This window comes from Rivularia sp. UHCC 0363, from assembly GCF_034931125.1.
Taxonomy (GTDB): domain Bacteria; phylum Cyanobacteriota; class Cyanobacteriia; order Cyanobacteriales; family Nostocaceae; genus Rivularia.
In genome coordinates, this window is sequence record NZ_JAYGHM010000027.1 from 72,085 (window position 1) to 92,098 (window position 20,014).

A 20,014-nucleotide genomic window follows, 5' to 3' on the forward strand; every position below is an offset into this window, starting at 1 on the left:
AAACCGCGTCTACACAGGCAAAACCCGCCTGCGCGGGTTGAATAAGTTAATTTATAATGCTCTTTTCCACAGGTTGGGAAGGAGTTTTTTTATATGTTGAAAGTTTTAGAACTTATGCAAAAATCGTAGGTTGGGTTGAACGGAGTGAAGCCCAACAAATTCTTCATAATGTTGGGTTTCGTTCCTCAACTTAATCTACTACTACTAAATTGTGAATTCGGTAATGTTAATGCCCATATGAAAATAACAACAGTTTTCTATGCTGACGGGTTGCTACGCAAATAACCACCCCCTTCTTCTGAAGTCAAATTAACAGAAGTATTGCCGTCGCCGTCTCGCCAGTAGCCTTCTACATAGGTTCCGTCTGCTCGCTCGTATCCGTTAACCCTGTGAGGCTCAACATGATGGGTATCAGCGACACTTTCCGAAGCATTTTCGTATAAAATTTCAGTCTCGCTGAGAATTTCTGCATCAGCAATAACTGTCTCGCTAAAAATCTCTGCGTCTGAAATAATTGATTCTCCCAGTATTTCATTATCCGCAATAATTGCGTCGCCCATGTCTAGTAGCTCAGTAATTCCGACAGCTAAAGTACTTATAGCAACAATTTTGGCAACTTTTCTGACACCTTGTCCAGCCATCTTGAGGTCATTATTGGCAATACCATTACAAACTTCACCTACGCCGTTTGCTGTGTAGGCAATTGTTCGTCCAAGTCCAGTAACTGTGGTTTTAACTGCATTTCCAGCTTCAGAAAAACCTTCTGTAATTCTCTTTTCGTCTTCAGTGACAATTCCGTAAACTGCGGTGATTGCTCCATCGGCTAAACTACCTAGCGTTTCTGTTGAAACAACAGTTGATTGGTATACACCTTGTCCTACCTCTTTAACAAAATTACTGTCTACTAATATTCCTACTATTTCGATTCCACCGCCAACGGTTCCTCCGGCAACTTTACCAACGATACTACCCAGATTTTTCAGGAATCCCATATCCATATATAGTATTTTTTTAAACTTGCATTTCAGTATTAATTTTATAGACCAAATAGAACTATCCTGATGAGTAATTTCACAGAAAATCAAATATTTTTTTGCCAAAGTAAAGTTAGCCATACTGACATTTGCTAACTCCGGACAAGTTGCGATACACCTTCGGTGTTATGCTCTGCGTATCGAAGTTTTCAAAGTAGTCTTCATAATGTTGGGTTTCGTTCCTCAACCCAACCTACTACTAGTGGTGAAATAATTAAGAAAACAAGCTAAATAGGACACAAATCATTATTCATTGCTCTAAATGAACACGTTACAATCTTACTAAATAATTATTAAATTTTTATGAGTAAAAAGAAAAAGTCCGGCGATAATTTTGGGCTAAAATCAACGAAAAAATCCGGCGATGATTTTGGCTTTAAAACAACTAAAAAATCGGGTGATGATGTTGGATTTAGAAAATCAAACCAGAATTTGCAAGAGCTTATAAAAGAGTTACCTGCTCCTTTACCAAACATTGATTTACCAAAAATAGATGATTAAATCTATATACGATTTTGATTTTTAACCAATATTTTGATACAACCAAAATCGAACAACCATCACTGATAATTAATAACTAACTCACAAAATCATCTCCTTCACCATCTGTGCCGTAGCGGGAGCCAATAAAACCCCATTCCGATAATGAGCGCTAGCCAATATCACGTTGTCATATCCCGGTAGTTGCTCGATAACTGGTGCGGGACGACCTTCTGGACGAGGACGCAAACCCGACCAGGTGCGGATGATATCGGCTTTCGCTAACTCCGGACAAGTTGCGATCGCACTTTTCAAAGTAGCATCTAATAGTTCTTTGTCGGCTGATATTTCACCACCATCTTGGGAAAATTCCACCGTCGCACCTACCCAATAATCTGTAGTTGGATAAACACCTGCACCACAAGGAACTACGTAAATATCATTACAGGTTATAGCGGGTTGAAATTCGGATTTTGCTAGAGGATGACCCAAACGTAAATGAATTGCTTGTCCTAATACCGGACGAATATCAACTTTTTGATTTAATTGTGCTGTTAAAGCAGACGAACCGAGTCCCGCAGCAATAATAAATTTGTCACCTGTAATTACACCATCTGTGGTTTCGAGTTGATTCGGTGACTTCATCCCCAATGCAGTTACACCAAATTTGAAGCTGACACCATTGTGTTTCGCTGCTTCTACTAAAGCTAATGTTAATGCTGTTGGATCGAGTTGCCGATCTTGGGGTGAATGAATTGCTCCGATATATTCTTGCGATTTAACATCTACCTGGGGACATATCTTTTCAAGTTGAGCAACATCTAAAATTTCTAATTGCCAACCTTGATGATGGCGAGTTTCTCGAAGTTTTTCCCAGCTAGTTAAATCATCAGTTGTCACTTGAGGAGATGGTAACAACATTAAAATTCCTTGACGGTTGAAGGGGATGCGTCGATTTGCGATCGCTTCTAATTCAGGAATCAAAGTTTCATAGCGTTGGATGCTTGTTTCTCGCATCTGCCAAGCTTTACCCTTGACTTTGTGGCTGACAATGCCCATCAAAACGCCTAAAGCGGCACCTGTAGCGGCTTGGGCTGGGGGTTGCCGATCCACAACCGTAATTTTTAACCCTGCGATTAAACTTAGTTCATAGGCTAACGTCGCTCCAATAATACCGCAACCGATAATAACTATATGCATGGCGTGGAGACATCTAAAATAATAATAATGTGGAGACTTGCTATAGCAAGTCTCACGCTGAACGAATTTTAGATTTTAGATTTTAAATTTTGGATTGATGATTCTTTCTTTAAAATTTAAAAAGGTCTGAAGCCTGCTAACTTATTCGTGGAATAAATCTAAAATCCAAATCAGATATAAATCTAAAATCTAAAATCCAAAACCGTTTGGCCTAAATTGTTTACATATCACTAGGTAAAGTATTTTTTGGCAGCAAATCGAGAAATTTCTCAATATCTGTAAAAGCCGCACTATAGTAGCTCAGAGCTTTTTGGGGATTCGCTTCCTTAGCAGCTTGGTCAATTTTTACAAGATTGTTGAACATCTCTCGCGCAACTTTACGGGCTTCTTTTTGTCGATCTGGCAAAAGATTAGAAATAATGTAATTCATATTCAACTTTGCTTCTGCTACGGGACCGTGGATAAAATTGCTGACGTTTGTCCAATCTTGGTTTTGAATCAGTTTTTGCAATTCCGCAGCACGTTCTTGTACTGCTACCACTTCAGGAACGTATTCCTGGATTTTCTCTATTTGTAGTGAGGTATATGCTGGAGGTGTTGCAGCAACATTCGGACCGCCACAACTGATAAGTAATGTTGCTAAAGATACTAGAATTAGCGAGAAAATGGGGCGTAGACGCGACATAAACTAAACTTATTTATCTGCAAATTAACACAGTAATTTTAACTTGTTGGGGGGTCAAACAATTTTGGATTTTGGATTTTGGATTAATTCCACAAATAAATTTGGATATTGTTTTGACAGGCTTCTCGCCCTAAGTAATTGCGGTAAAATTGTAAGGCTAATACCGTTTGTGTATAAATACGCGCTTAATCCAGTCTACGTAGGTAGGCTTTGTAATATTAGCCCCAGCCTTCTAGGCTGCGGGTGTTTTTGAAACACTAATACGGTCAACCTTTCGGCATTTAAAAGAAATCGTAACATTCTTGACATTAGCCGCATTATTTCAAAAGGGGGGTATTTTTGTGAACGCATCTGAAATGGCAACAAATCTGGAATTTGCGAGTAAAATTGCTGCGGTAGTTAATTTATTTAAGTTTGAATTTCCCGACGCAAAGTCAGACCTCAAACCTTGGACAAGCGATCGCCAAACTATGGAATTAATAGATCCAGATTCTATTGATATCGGTTTTCACTTTCCTGGTGTCAGTAAATCTTGGCAAAGTCGCAGTATCTTAACTCAAATTCGTTTTTATCAAGACCCTATTAGCGGGTTGCGTCGTGCAATTGGTGTAGAAGTTGCTGGATTTGACCATCGGGGAGAACAGTGGCGAGTTTCGACTGTAGAAAATTGGAATTTTGTTGGTAAACTTAAACCTGCTGAACAAAAACGAGAAAAGTTAAAAGATTTTTGTCGTCAAGTTTTGGAGGTGTTTAACAGCAATTCGGAAGAAAATAACTAGTGAGTAATGTTAAATAGTTTCGCAATTACTATCAGTACAATAAGTAGATTTGTATGTACTGTCGCGCTTACCAAAAATTGTATAGCGGTGATCGCGGATTTGTTCGTAAAATTGATCGCCAGCCCATTTTAATCCTGGTAGAGCGCGATAAGCATCAACAAATACACTACCACCTGGTAATAACCGTCCAATTTCTTCTGCGGCTGCACTACCTTGCCAGCGTCTTTGTGGAGCATCTGCATCAATCAAAATCATCCCCAATTCGCAATCTGCTGATGTAATATTCCACTTTTGTAGTGCTTGCTGGTCTTGCATGGGGATATAATTGAACATCTGTCCCCGATCTAAATTTTCTAAAACTTGTACTAAAGTAACGCAAAGGTTGCAGTTGCCGTCGTAGATAACTTGGTAGTTCATTGGGAATAAATACGTAAATAAATATTGAATATGTTTCTATTCTAAGATGCTTTATTTAATCTATACCAATTAATTAAAGCCTTATTATAAACAGCCGCTTACACATAACTCTTATACACTTTAGTTCCCTCTATCGGTGGAAAGTTTTACTTGTTATATTAATCAGTCGATAGAGAGTTTTAAAACTAAATGTATAGCTGTAATCTAAATTCATGTCTATCTGGAGAGATGCACTAATTATGAGCGATACAAACGGAAAACTAGCATCACGTCTTTACCCGTCTCACATTGATATTCCTGCTGAAGTACGAAGCCAGGTTGTCACACTTCTCAACCAAACAGTGGCTGCAACCGCAGATTTGAAAAGTCAGGTAAAACAAGCCCACTGGAACGTCAAGGGAACTGACTTTTATCAGCTTCATGAGATGTTTGATGAAATTGCCGGAGAAATAGAAGAGTATATTGATATGTTTGCCGAGCGTGTTACTGCTTTGGCTGGTTATGCTTGCGGTACAGTTCGTATGGCTGCGGCTAATTCCATATTGCCAGAATACCCTACCGATATTTTGGATGGAATGCAGCACGTAACTGCTTTAGTTGAGCGTTTTGCAGCGTATGGTAAGCATTTGAGAGAAGCGATCGACAAGACTGACGATCTAAATGACCAAGACACCAACGATCTTTACGTTGAAGTTTCTCGTACCATTGACAAGCGACTCTGGTTCTTAGAAGCTCACATCCAGGTTACTGAAGTTAAAGCAGAAAGTGGAACTCAACAGAAAGTTGGTGCTACTAACTAAATTTTGTTTGCACCTAATTCTAACAATGGTGCGTTAGGATGTTCGGTCTAATCAAATTTATTAGCTGTAATTATGATGTTGGGTTACGACATGACAATATAGATTCTCGCAACAAGTGAAGTTTAATTTTTGTGTCTAATCCAACTTACAAAATTATGGCTTTATCAACATTTCAAATTATTTCAAGTAATATAATATTTCTACAGCGGTAAGTTAATTATTCTGTGATAGTAACCTTTTAGTAAGTACGCCACTTTCGAGTGCGTACTTTTCATTTTATGTATACATCTTTTACTATGGAATAGTAGCAAGTTAGAAAACTAATTTTAAAGATTAATAAGGATTAATTGTCATTATAAAATCCGAAAACTTGCATACCCGCTATTAAAATCCAAAATCTAAAATCTATTGACGCGGGAGCGTCTTCCCGTAGGGTAATCCAAAATCGATATGACTCAAAATACCAAGACTCATCTAATTCACGATCGCAATCATCGGGGTCGCACCCAAATAGGTTGGCTTGATAGCTATCATAGTTTTTCTTTTGGTGGTTTCTACGACCCAAAACGTTTAGGATTTCGCTCTTTACGGGTGATAAATGACGATCAAGTTGCTCCGGGGGCTGGATTCCCTACTCACGGTCATCGAGATATGGAAATCCTGACCTATGTTTTAGAAGGAGCATTGGAACATAAAGATAGTTTGGGAACTGGTTCGGTAATTCGTCCGGGTGAAGCACAAATTATGAGTGCTGGAACTGGAATTATGCATAGCGAGTTTAATCATTCCGAATCGCAACCCGTTCACCTGCTCCAAATTTGGATTATTCCCGAAAAACAAGGTTTAAAACCGAGATACGAGCAGAAAAGTTTTTCGGTTGAAGAAAGAACGGGACAACTACGTTTGATTGCTGCTCATGATGCACGAGATGGTGCTGTAAAAGTATATCAAGATGTGGATTTGTATACTTCAATTTTGCAGCCGGATGACAAAATTAGTTACCACACTCAACGCGATCGCTATACTTGGTTGCAAGTAGCTAAAGGAATTATAAACCTCAACGGTGAAGAATTAAGAGCAGGTGATGGAGTGCAATTTGATGGTGAAATACAACTGGAAATGACAACTAATGTAGGTGGAGAAATCTTGCTGTTTGATTTGGCTTAATTTCCCTCGAAAAATTTCGTTGAGAACCAGCTTGATTGCCCATATTTTCATCTAAAAACTAATTTGGTGCGTTAACTCTACGTGACGCACCATTTTTATTTTTTAAATCTAACTTAATGCAAAACATCACTTTTTTACCATGAATTGGCTCTTACTACAACTCTCTACAGATTGAATTATTATATAACAATTTTCTATCAAAAAACTATTTAAAAATGAAGCAAAATAAGCACATTTTCTGCAACAATTGAAAAGACATTCAGAAAACACGATTGTAAGCTGTTGATATTACTCACCTTTAGGTAGAGTAAACGTTTGGCGTTAAAGGTGTATATTAGGTCGAACTATATAAAGATACGAATAAATGCTGAACCTAATTGCAATTTAGGTGATTTATAGTATTTGGATGAATAAAAGCGAATCAAGTTAATTTGTTTATAATCTGAAGAAATTGATCCATTTGGGGAACGTAAAACAATCTGTGAAGCAGTAAATATTCTTTTCGTTTCAAAATACTAGTAAAGAATGTGACTATCAGCCCGGTCATTAATGCTTCATCAACGGATGGTTTCTATATTATGTAATTCCATATTTAATCATGACCTTTCTACCTCCAGAAACCGTAATTGTAGATAACGAGAATGAACCAGAAAAATCTCCCGAACCACCTCGTAAAAAAAGATGGTGGCTTTGGTTGTTGCTTACTGTATTACTACTAGGTGGTGGTGTGTTAGCTTGGCGTATGATGTCTGAGGGAGAACAAAAGCCTGCTGCACAAAATGCTCAACCGCCCGTACCAGTAAAATTAGCCACAGTAGAATCTGGGACAATTGAAGATAGAGACGAATATGTTGCTAGATTGGAATCGCGGCAAGCGGTAACTCTTCAGCCTCAAATAATGGGTAGAATTACGAAAATTTTCGTAAATTCAGGAGATGAAGTTAAAGAAGGGAATGCAGTAATGCAGATAGATTCTAGAGAACAACAAGCAGCAGTTAACAGTGTTGATGCAGCAGCACAAGCCGCTCGTTCTCAATTGCAAAACGCGATCGCAACTCTTAAATCTTTAGAAGCTGAAAGATTATCCAATGTTGCCGATGTTAATTTGAATCAGCAGGAATACGAAAGATATTCTAGTTTGGCAGCCCAAGGAGCAGTATCGCAACAAACTAGGCAGCAGTATGTTAATAAACTTGCCTCAGCAAAGGCTAAACTGAATGCACTTGACGCTCAAATTCAAGCCCAAAAAGCTTCAGTAAATCAAGCTGAAAAATCATTACAACAAGCTCAGGCAAATACTACACAAGAGCAAGTCCAGCTGCAATACTATACAGTTTCCGCTCCGATTGCGGGTCAAGTGGGCGATTTAACAGTGAAAGTTGGCGATGTTGTGAGTACGACGACCCAACTAACAACTATTACCCAAAATAATCCCTTACAAGTTGAAATTTCCATACCCCAAGAACGTGCAGCAGAACTACGTAAAGGAATGCCTATAGAGTTAGTTAACAATCAAGGTAAAATTTTGGGTCGGAGTCAAGTATTTTTTATCTCTCCTAACGTCAATCAAAATACTCAATCAATTTTAATTAAAGCAACTTTTGATAATTCTAATAATCAATTAAGAGCTTCAGAATACGTTAATGCTAGAGTAATTTGGCAGCGTCGTCCGGGAGTATTTATTCCTGCAACTTCAGTAGTTCGTTTAGCCGGAGAAACTTTTGTATATGTTGCCAAAAAACCTGATTCTTCGCAACAAAATCCCCAATATATCGCCAAACAAAAGCGCGTTAAATTAGGTAATATTCGCGGCAATAATTATCAAGTCATAGAAGGATTAAGAGCAGGAGAAAGAATTATTGTCTCCGGCATACTTAATTTAAGAGATGGAGCGCCGATAATGCCAGATTCTAAGTAAAAGTTAAAAGTGAGGAGTTAGGAGTGAGGAGTTATGAGTTATAACTTTGTTTTTGAGAACTGTTTACCTTTAATATTCAAACCTTTAAATTTGTTTATTCGTAACTCCCGATTTCTGATTCTTAATTCCTATTGTCAACTCCTAATTTCTAACTTTTAACTCTTAGCTCCCAACTCCTAACTCATAATTGCTAACTCCTAACTCCTAACTCCTAACTATTTCTTATGTTTGCTGACTTTTTTATTAAGCGACCTGTTTTTACAAGTGTCTGCGCGATTATTATTCTGCTGGTGGGAGCAATTAGTATTCCCACGCTACCAACAGCGAGATATCCAGAAATTAGCCCGACTCAAATTAGTGTAACTGCTAACTACGTTGGTGCGAATGCGGAAGTTGTGGAAAAAACTGTAACTACCGTTCTAGAACAGCAGTTAAATGGTGTGGAAGGCTTGAAGTATATGTCTTCGAGCAGCAGTAACAGCGGAACGAGTCAAATTACTGTCACCTTCGATGCTGAACGAAACAAAGATATTGCAGCGGTTGACGTGCAAAACCGGGTTTCTCTTGCCGAACCGCAGTTACCTGAAGCCGTACAAAGAACCGGAGTTGTTGTTAGTAAGGAATCAAGTAATATTCTCTTGGCTATGGGGCTGTATAGCGAAAACAAAGAGTTTGATAACGTATTTCTCAGTAATTATGCTGACCTTTATGTCAGAGATAATTTACAAAAAATTAACGGTGTCAGTCGAGCGCAAATTTTTGGCGAACGTCGTTATGCAATGCGTTTGTGGCTCGATCCTAACCGTTTAGCAAGTCGCAATTTAACGGCTCAAGATGTAATTAACGCTCTCAACGAACAAAACGTCCAGGTGGGTGCGGGACAACTCGGTCAGCAACCGACACCACCCGACCAAATGTATCAAATTGATTTACGCGCTTTAGGTAGACTGCAAAATGTTTCCGAGTTTGACGATATTGTCGTCAAAGCTGGGGATAATGGCGTTTTAGTTAAGTTGAAAGACATCGGAAGAGCGGAGTTAGGAGCGGAAAATTACAACTCGTTTTTAAGATTTAAAGGTAATGAAGGGGTTGGTGTGGGGATATTTCCGACTCCGGGAAGTAATGCTTTGGAAGTTGCTGCTGCTGTAAAAGCGGAAATGGCAGAATTAGCTAAGGATTTTCCGCCGGGGATGCAGTATCAGGTGGCGTTTGATACGACTGCTTTTGTGGAGGAATCGCTTTCAGAAGTTGTGAAAACGCTGTTGTTATCGATAGGTTTGGTTGTTTTAGTAATCTTTATTTTCTTACAAGATTGGCGGACAACTATTGTACCCGTGATTACAATTCCTTTAGCGTTAATCGGTACTTTTGGATTTATCAAAATTTTTGGATTTTCGATTAATACCTTAACTTTATTCGGTTTAACTTTAGCGACGGGGATGGTAGTTGATGACGCGATTGTGGTGGTAGAAGATATTTCTCGCTTGATTAATGAAAAGGAAATGTCACCACAAGCAGCAGCTTCGGCTGCGATGCGTGAATTAACTGGAGCGGTAATTGCAACTTCTTTAGTATTAATGGCGGTATTTATTCCGGTAGCATTTTTTCCCGGTTCTACTGGTAAGATTTATCGTCAATTTGCGCTGACGATTGCCTTTTCTGTGGCAATTTCTACTTTTTTAGCATTAACTTTGACTCCTGCTTTATCGGGATTATTGTTTAGAAGAAAGACAGAAAGTGGTGGTTTTATTAATAAAATTTTTGACGCGATTAACTGGTTTTTAGACTCGGTAAGAAGTGGCTACGAATGGTCGCTACAACGTTTAATACATTTAAAATTTATAGTTTTAGTTGTATTTGCGGCATTATTAGTAACTACTGGTTGGCTTTACACTATAGTTCCCCAAGCATTTTTACCAGAAGAAGACCAAGGTTATTTTATTACGATTATCCAAGGACCCGAAGGAGTTTCCTTAAACTACACCAGTCAGGTGATGCGACAGGTAGAAGAAAAAATTCTCGAATTACCGGAAGTTGTGGGGACTTTTGCGATCGGTGGTTTTGGTTTTAGCGGTAGTACTGCTAATAACGGCGTAATTTTTACTACTTTGAAACCTTGGGGAGAAAGGACGGGAAAAGGACAATCATCTTTAGCAATTATTGATAAATTGAGTAAGCAGTTTTTTAGCATTACCGACGCGAGAGTTTTGCCGGTAAATCCGCCATCAATTCAAGGGTTGGGTAGTTTCAGTGGCTTTCAATTTCAGTTGCAAGATAGAAGAGGAAACAGCAGCTTAGCTGTAATGCTGCAAGAAATGGGAGAATTGCTGGGAAAAGGCAATCAAAGACCAGAGATACAGGCTGTTTTCAGTACTTTTTCGGCGAATATGCCTCAACTGTTGATCGAAGTCAATCGCGATCGCGCTAAAGCATTACAAGTTGATATCGACGATGTTTTTAGTACTTTGCAGACTTATATCGGTTCGCGATACGTTAACGATTTTAATTTGGAACAGCGGACTTATCGGGTTTACGTGCAAGCAGACGCTCAATATCGCTCCAATCCCGAAGATATCGGCAAATTGTACGTCCGCTCTCAAAACGATCAAATGATTCCCATGAGTAATTTGGTGAAAGTTACTTCCACTACCGGAGCGCAAACTATTAACCATTACAACCTGTATCGTTCGATTGAAATTAACGGACAAACAGCACCCGGTTACAGTTCTGGACAAGCTTTAGACGCAATGGAGGAAGTTGCAAAGGATACCTTACCGAGAACTTTTGGTTACGAATGGGCTGGAATTTCAGCGGAAGAGAAGGAATCTGGAGGACAAGCACCGTTAATTTTTGGTTTGGGACTGGTTTTTGTATTGTTAGTATTAGCAGCGCAATACGAGAACTATATTGACCCGTTGATTATTATGCTTTCAGTTCCCCTAGCTATTTTGGGAGCGCTATCAGCACAGTATTTACGGGGTTTAGAAAATGATGTATTTTGTCAAGTTGGTTTGGTCATGTTAATTGGTTTGGCTTCTAAAAACGCCATTTTGATTGTAGAATTTGCCAATCAATTGAGAGCAGAAGGACTTTCCATATCGAAAGCAGCGCTACGAGCATCAGAAGAACGTTTGCGACCAATCTTGATGACAGCTTTATCAACTTTGTTGGGGATTTTCCCTTTATTAATAGCCACAGGTGCGGGTGCTGGTAGTCGTCAATCTTTGGGTACCGCTGTGTTTGGAGGAATGTTTGTCGCGACGTTTTTAAGTCTGTTTGTAGTACCTATTTTATATATTGTAATTGTGTCTTTAAGAGAGCAATTCATGCCTTCTAAAAGAGAGGAAAGAGTGGAATCTATGGAAGAAAATGGTAAAGTTCCGGCAAGTAGTCGTTAATTAAGAGTAGGGAATTGGAGGTGAATTCAAAATTGATTGGTCTTCATCTCTAAACTTTTATCATACTTACCAAAAGAAGTTGCAATTATAACAGGTAATAAAAATGGTATTGTGCGATCGTCCTTAGAGTATACGGTATTTCACATCCGAGCAGAACATTTATAAACCAAAGCAATACTAGCTTTAAATTATACGTATTGCTAACAATTTGGTGGATAAACAAATGAAGATTTGGCTCGTGGAAATCAGTATCCTTTAATATTGGAGGTTTGCAAATGATAGTCCGTTCGCTCAAAATGTGGCTAGTTCCCCTAGCTCTTAGCACAGTTAGTGTCTGCTCCTTTGCAGCAAAAGCAGCAGCAGAAACCGTCTATCCGTTTACTGGTAACTACCGCACAGTGGTAAACATTACACCCATTCAAGGAAATATTTCCCAGGTTTTTGAGGTAGGAGAGAGTGATGATGCACCCTATGGTTTAGATAAATACGAGGGTTTGACATATTCTGTACTTGATGATAATGGCAATCTCACCTTTAATAACGACCCAAGTTTTTTTGGAGTAGAAGATTACCCACTAGGCTACATACAATTGGGTGACGGAACCAATAAGCTGTTTGGCACCAGTGATGCTAGCGCTTCGGTTGACTTTGAGAACCTGACAGCTCAAGGTTCTGGTGTAGTTTATATTACTGACGGTGAAGGTATGTTCGAGGGTGCAACCGCGACACTCTCGTTTTTTGAAGAAGACATAGTAACTTTAGGTGAAAAGATTACTCTAAACGGTTTAGCTTTAGTAAGTGGTCCGATTAAAGTCCCACATACAGTTCCAGAACCAACTATCACCACAGCCTTAATTGGTATAGGGTTGTTTGGAATCAGTTCCAAATTGCGCCGACGTAAACAAAGTTTGTAAATATCAGCAACTAGTAGTTTCATCGTGATTTTTTCAGCTACGTCAAAAATCACTACAGGATAAATCGGTAAATCATGTTTCTCATACAGCCGAGCGAAATATTTAAACATCCGCTTGGCAAAATCTTTCTGGGTATAAGCTTGTTTTCAATGTGAATTAAAAAGTAAGCATCCTGTTGTCAATATTTAACCTTTACCAGCACATCGATTTCTTTCTTATCACCGGAAGTCACATCATTAAAAACTTCCTGCGGTAAAAATTAAATCGAATCTCTATCAATATCCCCAACAACGAGCAGTAAAAATAAATCGATAAATTCAATGAAAAATGTTGAAATTAACTCTTTAAATAAACGGTCGTGGTCTACCATGCACCTTTTGTTTGAAAACCCTAATTATTAAGAATTATCTCATAATCTTGGCTGAGATTAAGGTGAGTATGAAGAAGACTATCAAAAAAACACAGTTTATGTCACTTTTTGTTACGAGTATGTAAGTTCTACAAACAAGTATTTGCCCCCCCAGGTTTTCCTGTCAATAATGGGATTGTTGACTACAAAAATTGCGATGGTTGATTCATGGCAATTTTGATTATTGCAACGGGTTATCTTATCTAACTACATCTGCCGTAACTTGAGGTTTAATTGATGAAAAGAACTTTTTTTATTATTGCACTAGCTATTTTCTTTACTTTTGATATATTTTTCGCTATCTCGACTGCTGTAGCGGATAATGTCAAAAGCTCGCCAAATATGGAAATTATGCAATCTGTTCAAGGTAAAACGGTAATTTTTCAACCCATTACCGATGATGCTGCAAATCAATCCGTAACCGAAAGCGCTCAACCATAACCAAGAGGGGGGAGGGGAGCAATTACCAATTTCTCCTCCGGAGAGGCTACGCCAACGCAATTACCCGCGTCGGGTCACTCCGTGAATCTGCCCTTACGCACACGCAATTATTAACTCCTAACTCCTCACTCCTCACTCCTCACTCCTAACTCCCTATTAGTAACCGCCTTATGGTAGGTTAAGTTTAAATCCATATAATAAATAATTCTTATCTTTATGGCTGGAGTGAAATCTTGGGTGTAGAACTACGCAGTTTTGTATATCTCGACAATTTGCAACCTCAACACGCAGCATATATGGGAACGGTAGCTCAAGGTTTTTTACCATTACCTGGAGACACTTCTTTATGGGTAGAAATTTCTCCTGGAATAGAAATTAATCGAATTACTGATGTAGCATTAAAAGCCGCTTCGGTACGTCCGGGGGTACAGATGGTGGAAAGACTGTATGGCTTATTGGAAGTGCATTCTAGCTCCCAGGGTGAAACTCGAACTGCGGGAGAAGCTATCCTAGCGGCTTTGGGACTTAGAAGAAATGAAGGACTTAAACCCAGGGTGGTTTCCAGTCAAATTATTCGTAATGTTGACGCTTATCAAACACAACTGATCAATCGGACTCGAAGGGGACAATTATTATTAGCGGGACAAACTTTGTATGTATTGGAAGTTGAACCTGCTGCTTATGCTGCATTAGCTGCAAATGAAGCTGAGAAAGCTGCTGCGATCAATATTCTTGCTGTCAATGCTGTCGGTAGTTTTGGCAGGCTTTATTTAGGCGGACAAGAACAGGATATACTTGCAGGAGCAGATGGAGCGCTAGCAGCTATTGAAAGCGTAGCTGGTAGGGTAAGTTCCCATAAGCGTCAGCAGTAAAGATTAATCATGGCAAATTTAGAGCATTTAACTTTACTTAAAATTGGTACTCTTACACGGGATGATTGGAGGAAGCAAAATCCTCAAGTTACTCCCGATTTAAGTTCTGCAAATTTGTTTGGATACAATCTTACAGAAGCAAACCTCCAAGGAGTAAATTTAAGCTATGTAATTTTAGAAAATGCTTTGTTAGTCCAGGCAAATTTGATTGATGCTGACTTTAATAGTGCAAATCTTTGTCGTGCAAATTTAAGCAAAGCTGATTTAAGAACCGCTAACTTTAGTCTTGCTAAACTCTGTGGTGCTAACCTGACAAGGGCTAATTTAAGTTTTGCTAATTTGATTGGAGTTGATTTAAGCTATGCTAATTTGCAAGATGCTTTGATGAATCAAACTAATTTAATTGGAACTAATTTAAAAGACGCAAATATTAAAGGTGCCGATTTGGGAAGAGCAAAGTTAAACCGCGCTAATCTTTGGAAAGCGAAGTTACATGATGCTAATTTGAACGAAGCTGAACTGAGAAACGCGAATTTGTACGAAGTAGAAGCGATGGGTGCTTATTTTTATAAAGCTGATTTAAGTAAAGCGAATTTAACTAAAGCTCACCTAAGCGGTGCATATTTACTGCAAGCCGATTTAACAGATGCCGATTTGACAAATGCTGATTTGAGATGGGCAAATTTAAGAGGGGCAAATTTTACGGGTGCAAATCTTACAGGTGCAAGACTCCAAGGTGCAAAGCTGCTCGGAGCTAATTTTGATCGAGCAATAGCTGATGATTGATTATTAATAAAAATAATTTTAATTACATAAACTCGCATATTTACCAACAGTAAATTCCACAAAGTTAATCATTTTATTTGACCATCGGATTAGCTGATTTCGCTACTCCCTAATCCCTTGCCCTAATTACTATTTGCATTGAAATTTAAGTACGAATTTTGGGAATACTAAGCTTAGCAATCATTATCAACGGGGAGCAAGCGGTCGATGCAGAAAAACAAATGGGATTCTAATTTAAAAAACACACTTCCTTTACATATTCCTACGGAATTTATCGACAAAGTTATAGAAAATGGTAACAACCAAGTTGAATCATCAACTCAGGAATCTTCCGGGGAAGAGTCATTTGAAGCATCCGAATTATTAGAGCAAGGAATTCAACATCAACAAGCTGGAGAATTTAATGCTGCAATCAAGTCTTTACAACACTCATTAGCATTATTCCAAGCTTATGGAAATACTCAAAAGCAGGCTCAAGCACTTTCTTGTTTAGCGCTAGTAGCTTACTGTTCAGGTGACTATAAAAGCGTTATATCTTATGCTGAGCAATGTTTGTCTTTAGCTAGAGATACTCAAGAACAGCGTTTACAGGTACAAGCGCTTTCGCATCTAGGTAATGCTTATCGTCATATTAAACAGCAGAAGAAAGCTACTGAATATTTACAAGAGTGTTTGGAAATAGCTCAAAAATTACAAGATACTCGCTCTCAAATAGCAGCACTTAATAATTTAGGATTAGTTTATAAAGCTTTAAACAACCTTTCTAAAGCAATAGAGTATCAAGAAAAAAGTTTAAAGTTAGTCCGAGAAATACAGGATAATTGGGGAGAAGAACAAATATTAAAAAATTTGGGTAATGCCTGGTACGCTTTAACTAATTATGCCAAAGCTACCGCATACTATGAAGATTGCATCGTTGTATCTCGTTTGCTCAAAAATAGTCGGACTACCATCCAAGTCTTAAAAAATCTTGGTAATGCTTATTATGCTTTAGGTGAATATAAAAAAGTGATTATTTATTATGAAGAACGCTTGCAGTTAGCAAAAGAAATTCATGATACCCGCGCTCAAGAACAATCTTTAGGTAGCTTGGGAGTTGCTTGTGAAGCTTTAGGTGACTATGAAGGGGCAATATCTTATCATGAAGAACGCTTGCGAATAGCCAAAGCTATTAAAGACCGTCGCAGTGAAGACCAGGCTCGTGCTAGCCTCAAAACAGCTTGTTATGCGATGGGTGACTACGGGAGAGCGATCAAGTACGATTAAAGGACTTAGCAAAAAGGCATATTCTGCTCGTAGGGTGCTGTGACACTATGTTTGATTTTAACGCAATAATAAGGTTTTAGTGTCACGCACCAACCGGGCTTTTGTGACAATTGCGGCCATTCCTGAATTATTTTAAGCATGAATTGTGAATTATGAATTATCAATTAAGTAGGTCAGCGTTAAAAATCACAATTATGAAAAGGGAGTAGGGAGTAGGGACAAGGCTTTGATACATTACATAGTTGGTTTTATTTGTGCCGACTTACTTATCAATTGTCTTCTGTTTTTAATTGTGACAGAATTGACTCAAAGATTTGATTTTTTGGAACTACTTAAATATTTAGTTGATTCATAATTCATTTTTTATCCTTTAACAGATTGCTGCTGAAGATATTCCAAAGCTTCTTGGGTTTTGACTTGGGGAAATTCTACGTAGAAATTACTTACGCTTAAAAAAGATTTTGGTGTTGCTAGAACGATCGCCTTTTCACCCCATTTATACAACCAAGGAATTAGTTTTTGAGGTGCAACTGGAGTACACAGCCAAATTTGCGCGGGATTTAATTTTCTTAGAGCGGTTGCAGCAACTGCGATCGTCATACCTGTAGCAATACCATCATCAATTAAAAGAATAGTTTTTCCCTCAACATTCACGGTCGGACAAGCAGAACTTAATTGTGCTTTTAAATCCACAGCGCATTCCATTGCTGCATTTAAACTTGCTTGACGTTTTTCCCGCGAATAAAATTTAAAGCGAAATACCTTATTCTCTGACCAAATAACGCTTCCCGAAGCAGTCACCGCACCAATAGCTAACTCCTCATTTTGAGGATGAGTAATTTTTTTCGCCACTTCTATATTCATGGGACAATCAAGCAAACGCGCTACTGGTAACGCAACTGGTAATCCCCCTCTAGGTAAAGCATAAACAATTGGGATTGGTTTTAATCCAGTTTCAACCGCTTGTTTGTTCAATTCAGTCCGAATTGCTTGCGCTAACTCAACACCAGCAGCCTCACGATTTTGAAAAAGTGGATTGTATAACATGATTTGCTAAACACTTTACAACGGTATGCTTTGAATCTCGCTGTCGTCTACCCTTAATAGCTGATATAATCAGAAGTTTATAGATATAAGTATTACGCAAAAAAAGCGTAGACAAACCAATCTTTTTAGAGATTCTTTTCTCAAACGCAAGTTTTTATTTGAAATGAACAGCGAAAATCAGTTAAGTCTTTTTGAGGACTCGACTCTTGACCAAAAAAAACTTATTCCCACAGATGCCAAAATTCCTATTCCTCCAGGCACTTATTCAAGCATGATGGAATTGGCTCAACATTGCAATAATTGCGATCGTTGTCCGTTAGGAAAAACTCGCCAAAATGCAGTTGTTGGTAGAGGAAATTTGCAAGCATCGATCGTGATTATTGGGGAAGCACCAGGTCAAAACGAGGATGAAACCGGACTACCTTTTGTTGGAAGAGCAGGACAGTTGCTGGAAAAAATTTTGGCATCTGTAAAACTTGATAGCGAACAAGATGTATACATTGCCAATATTAATAAATGTCGTCCTCCTGAAAATCGCAATCCAACTACTGAAGAAGTCAACGCTTGTAAACCTTACCTTCTAGAACAAATCCGGCTGGTTGACCCAAAAATCATCCTTCTGACAGGTGCAACAGCGCTCAAGGGTTTACTTGGGGAAAAACGCGGAATTACCAAAATTCGCGGTCAGTGGATCGAGTGGGAAGGTCGTTTGTGTATGCCTATTTTTCATCCTGCTTATTTGTTACGTAATGCTTCCCGCGAAGCCGGTAGTCCTAAATGGTTGATGTGGCAAGATATACAGGCTGTACGGGCGAAGTTTGACGAGATTGAGAAAAGTTAGTTGGAATCTGGTAGTCAAAATCATTCATTTTGACAGGTTCGGGTAATGCGACACTGCGCGAATCTGCGCTTACGCACACGCTCGTTGCTTTTAGCCCGCTCGCTAATTGTTACGAGCGACCAAGATGGTCGCACTACGAATTTCTTACCCATCATATTTAATGTGGTCGAGTACTAGTACTTGACCATATAAGTTATGAGGAGTTAACGTAGTGCGTGTGCGTAAGCGCAGACTCACGAAGTGTGCGCGTTCACCGCAAGGTGTTCCCGCAGGGTAGCGCAAGCGTCTCGCTCGCTATTGGTCACGATGGTAGTGCGAGCGTCCCGCTCGCTGGCTACCACGAGCGTTTGCGTAAGCGCAGATTCGCGCAGCGTCGCACTACGAATGTTTTACCTATCAGAATTAACGTGGTCGAATATTAGAAGATTCTTTAACGGTAGATTTTCGCGAAACTGCGATTAATTACGGAGACGTTGCACTGCAAGGTCTCTACATTATTAACTTTAAATAGGATATTTTTTTAATCTAAAATCTAAAATCTAAAATCTAAAATAAAAAGGTGGACATCAACGATCCACCCTACACAAAATTTAAAATGTTAATTAAACTTTTGTTCTATCGGTTAAAATCTCATATCCAGTTTCTGTGACTAACACGGTATGCTCAAACTGTGCTGAGTAAGAATTATCTACCGTTACCGCAGTCCAACGGTCGGATAAGGTTTTACAACATTTAGAACCAGCATTTAAAATTGGTTCAATTGCCAATGTCATTCCTTTACGCAATTTGACATTAGGCATTTCACGGGTGCGGAAGTTAAAAACTGAAGGTTCTTCATGTAAATTTCTGCCGACACCATGTCCGGTAAAGTCTTCAACTACACTAAAACCATTTGATTTTACATGGTCTTCAATAGCACCAGCAATATCCATTAAGTAATTACCGGCTTTAACTTGTTCGATGCCTTTATATAGAGATTCTTCGGCAACGCGAATCAGTTTTGCATCATTAGGCTTTACTTCTTCAACCGCGATTGTTATACAAGAATCACCGTGAAATCCCTGATAGAAAGCGCCCGTGTCAACTTTTAAAACATCCCCCGTGCGGATGACTTTCTTGGGGCTGGGAATACCATGTACGACTTCGTTGTTGATACTAGAACAAATAGAACCTTTAAAACCGTGATATCCCTTAAAGCTAGGTGTTGCACCCATTTCTCTGATGCGTTTCTCAGCATAAGCATCTAAATCTGCTGTAGTCATTCCTGGCTTTACTAACTCAGAAATTTCTTTTAATACAGTTGCGACAATTTTTCCCGATTGACGCATAATTTCAATTTCACGCGGCGATTTTATTTCAATTCCCCTACGCTGTTTTTTGGGACGACTATCTTGAGATGGTTGAGAAAGCAGGTTAGTAAAGATGTTCATAAGATAAAAAAAGGGAAAGCGTGTTGCCGCTTAAATGTAAATTGATTTACTCGCTAATTGAGAAATACTGTATATATTTTAAGTTAACTTATTTTGTGCCTGCTATGGAGGATGGAGGAGTTAGGAGTTA

The 20,014-nt window shown here is 38.8% G+C and carries 18 protein-coding genes; 12 read left to right on the forward strand and 6 right to left on the reverse strand.

All coding sequences use genetic code 11. The annotated features are described in order from the left end of the window. Positions 1-257 precede the first annotated feature (257 nt). Positions 258-1,115 (reverse strand): hypothetical protein, encoded by an 858-nt coding sequence (locus VB797_RS16805; protein WP_323238858.1) that lies wholly within the window; start codon positions 1,113-1,115, stop codon positions 258-260. 222 nt (positions 1,116-1,337) lie between these two features. On the opposite strand from VB797_RS16805, the gene VB797_RS16810 reads away from it, so the two are divergent. Beyond that, on the forward strand, positions 1,338-1,535 hold the full coding sequence (locus VB797_RS16810; protein ID WP_323238859.1) for a hypothetical protein: 198 nt from the start codon (positions 1,338-1,340) through the stop codon (positions 1,533-1,535). An 81-nt stretch (positions 1,536-1,616) separates the two neighbouring features. Here VB797_RS16810 and VB797_RS16815 read toward each other — a convergent pair whose 3' ends face one another. Then, positions 1,617-2,714, reverse strand: a complete 1,098-nt coding sequence (locus VB797_RS16815; protein WP_323238860.1) for an FAD-dependent oxidoreductase — start codon at positions 2,712-2,714, stop codon at positions 1,617-1,619. Between the two features lie 220 nt (positions 2,715-2,934). Next, complete coding sequence (psbQ, locus tag VB797_RS16820; RefSeq protein WP_323238861.1) at positions 2,935-3,399, reverse strand: photosystem II protein PsbQ; 465 nt, start codon at positions 3,397-3,399, stop codon at positions 2,935-2,937. A gap of 341 nt (positions 3,400-3,740) precedes the next feature. Here psbQ and VB797_RS16825 point away from each other — a divergent pair, with 341 nt between their 5' ends. Further along, on the forward strand, positions 3,741-4,178 hold the full coding sequence (locus VB797_RS16825; RefSeq protein WP_323238862.1) for a hypothetical protein: 438 nt from the start codon (positions 3,741-3,743) through the stop codon (positions 4,176-4,178). A 9-nt stretch (positions 4,179-4,187) separates the two neighbouring features. Here VB797_RS16825 and VB797_RS16830 read toward each other — a convergent pair whose 3' ends face one another. After that, positions 4,188-4,595, reverse strand: coding sequence for a thiol-disulfide oxidoreductase DCC family protein (locus VB797_RS16830; RefSeq protein ID WP_323238863.1), 408 nt, complete (start codon positions 4,593-4,595; stop codon positions 4,188-4,190). Positions 4,596-4,834: 239 nt separating this feature from the next. On the opposite strand from VB797_RS16830, the gene dps reads away from it, so the two are divergent. The 9 genes from dps to VB797_RS16875 all read left to right on the forward strand — a co-directional run bounded on the left by dps (position 4,835) and on the right by VB797_RS16875 (position 16,566). Next, complete coding sequence (gene dps / locus VB797_RS16835) at positions 4,835-5,395, forward strand: DNA starvation/stationary phase protection protein Dps (RefSeq protein WP_323238881.1); 561 nt, start codon at positions 4,835-4,837, stop codon at positions 5,393-5,395. A gap of 450 nt (positions 5,396-5,845) precedes the next feature. Beyond that, positions 5,846-6,562 carry a pirin family protein gene (locus VB797_RS16840; RefSeq protein ID WP_323238864.1) on the forward strand — a complete coding sequence of 239 codons (717 nt, stop codon included), beginning with the start codon at positions 5,846-5,848 and terminating at the stop codon, positions 6,560-6,562. Positions 6,563-7,160: 598 nt separating this feature from the next. After that, a complete protein-coding gene (locus VB797_RS16845) occupies positions 7,161-8,480 on the forward strand; it encodes an efflux RND transporter periplasmic adaptor subunit (protein WP_323238865.1) in 1,320 nt (439 codons plus the stop codon). 224 nt (positions 8,481-8,704) lie between these two features. Beyond that, complete coding sequence (locus VB797_RS16850; protein WP_323238866.1) at positions 8,705-11,878, forward strand: efflux RND transporter permease subunit; 3,174 nt, start codon at positions 8,705-8,707, stop codon at positions 11,876-11,878. A gap of 275 nt (positions 11,879-12,153) precedes the next feature. After that, a complete protein-coding gene (locus VB797_RS16855) occupies positions 12,154-12,792 on the forward strand; it encodes a PEP-CTERM sorting domain-containing protein (protein ID WP_323238867.1) in 639 nt (212 codons plus the stop codon). A 646-nt stretch (positions 12,793-13,438) separates the two neighbouring features. Then, the gene (locus VB797_RS16860) at positions 13,439-13,642 is read left to right on the forward strand and encodes a hypothetical protein (RefSeq protein ID WP_323238868.1); all 204 of its coding nucleotides are present in this window, start codon (positions 13,439-13,441) and stop codon (positions 13,640-13,642) included. A 233-nt stretch (positions 13,643-13,875) separates the two neighbouring features. After that, positions 13,876-14,514: a hypothetical protein gene (locus VB797_RS16865; RefSeq protein ID WP_323238869.1), complete on the forward strand. Its 639-nt coding sequence runs from the start codon at positions 13,876-13,878 to the stop codon at positions 14,512-14,514. 9 nt (positions 14,515-14,523) lie between these two features. Then, positions 14,524-15,300: a pentapeptide repeat-containing protein gene (locus tag VB797_RS16870; protein ID WP_323238870.1), complete on the forward strand. Its 777-nt coding sequence runs from the start codon at positions 14,524-14,526 to the stop codon at positions 15,298-15,300. Positions 15,301-15,507: 207 nt separating this feature from the next. After that, on the forward strand, positions 15,508-16,566 hold the full coding sequence (locus VB797_RS16875; RefSeq protein ID WP_323238871.1) for a tetratricopeptide repeat protein: 1,059 nt from the start codon (positions 15,508-15,510) through the stop codon (positions 16,564-16,566). A gap of 363 nt (positions 16,567-16,929) precedes the next feature. Here VB797_RS16875 and VB797_RS16880 read toward each other — a convergent pair whose 3' ends face one another. After that, the gene (locus VB797_RS16880) at positions 16,930-17,613 is read right to left on the reverse strand and encodes a phosphoribosyltransferase (protein ID WP_323238872.1); all 684 of its coding nucleotides are present in this window, start codon (positions 17,611-17,613) and stop codon (positions 16,930-16,932) included. A gap of 163 nt (positions 17,614-17,776) precedes the next feature. On the opposite strand from VB797_RS16880, the gene VB797_RS16885 reads away from it, so the two are divergent. Continuing rightward, complete coding sequence (locus tag VB797_RS16885; protein WP_323238873.1) at positions 17,777-18,454, forward strand: uracil-DNA glycosylase; 678 nt, start codon at positions 17,777-17,779, stop codon at positions 18,452-18,454. Positions 18,455-19,056: 602 nt separating this feature from the next. Here the strand turns inward: VB797_RS16885 and map are convergent. Further along, positions 19,057-19,884: a type I methionyl aminopeptidase gene (map, locus tag VB797_RS16890; RefSeq protein WP_323238874.1), complete on the reverse strand. Its 828-nt coding sequence runs from the start codon at positions 19,882-19,884 to the stop codon at positions 19,057-19,059. Between the last annotated feature and the right edge of the window lie 130 nt (positions 19,885-20,014).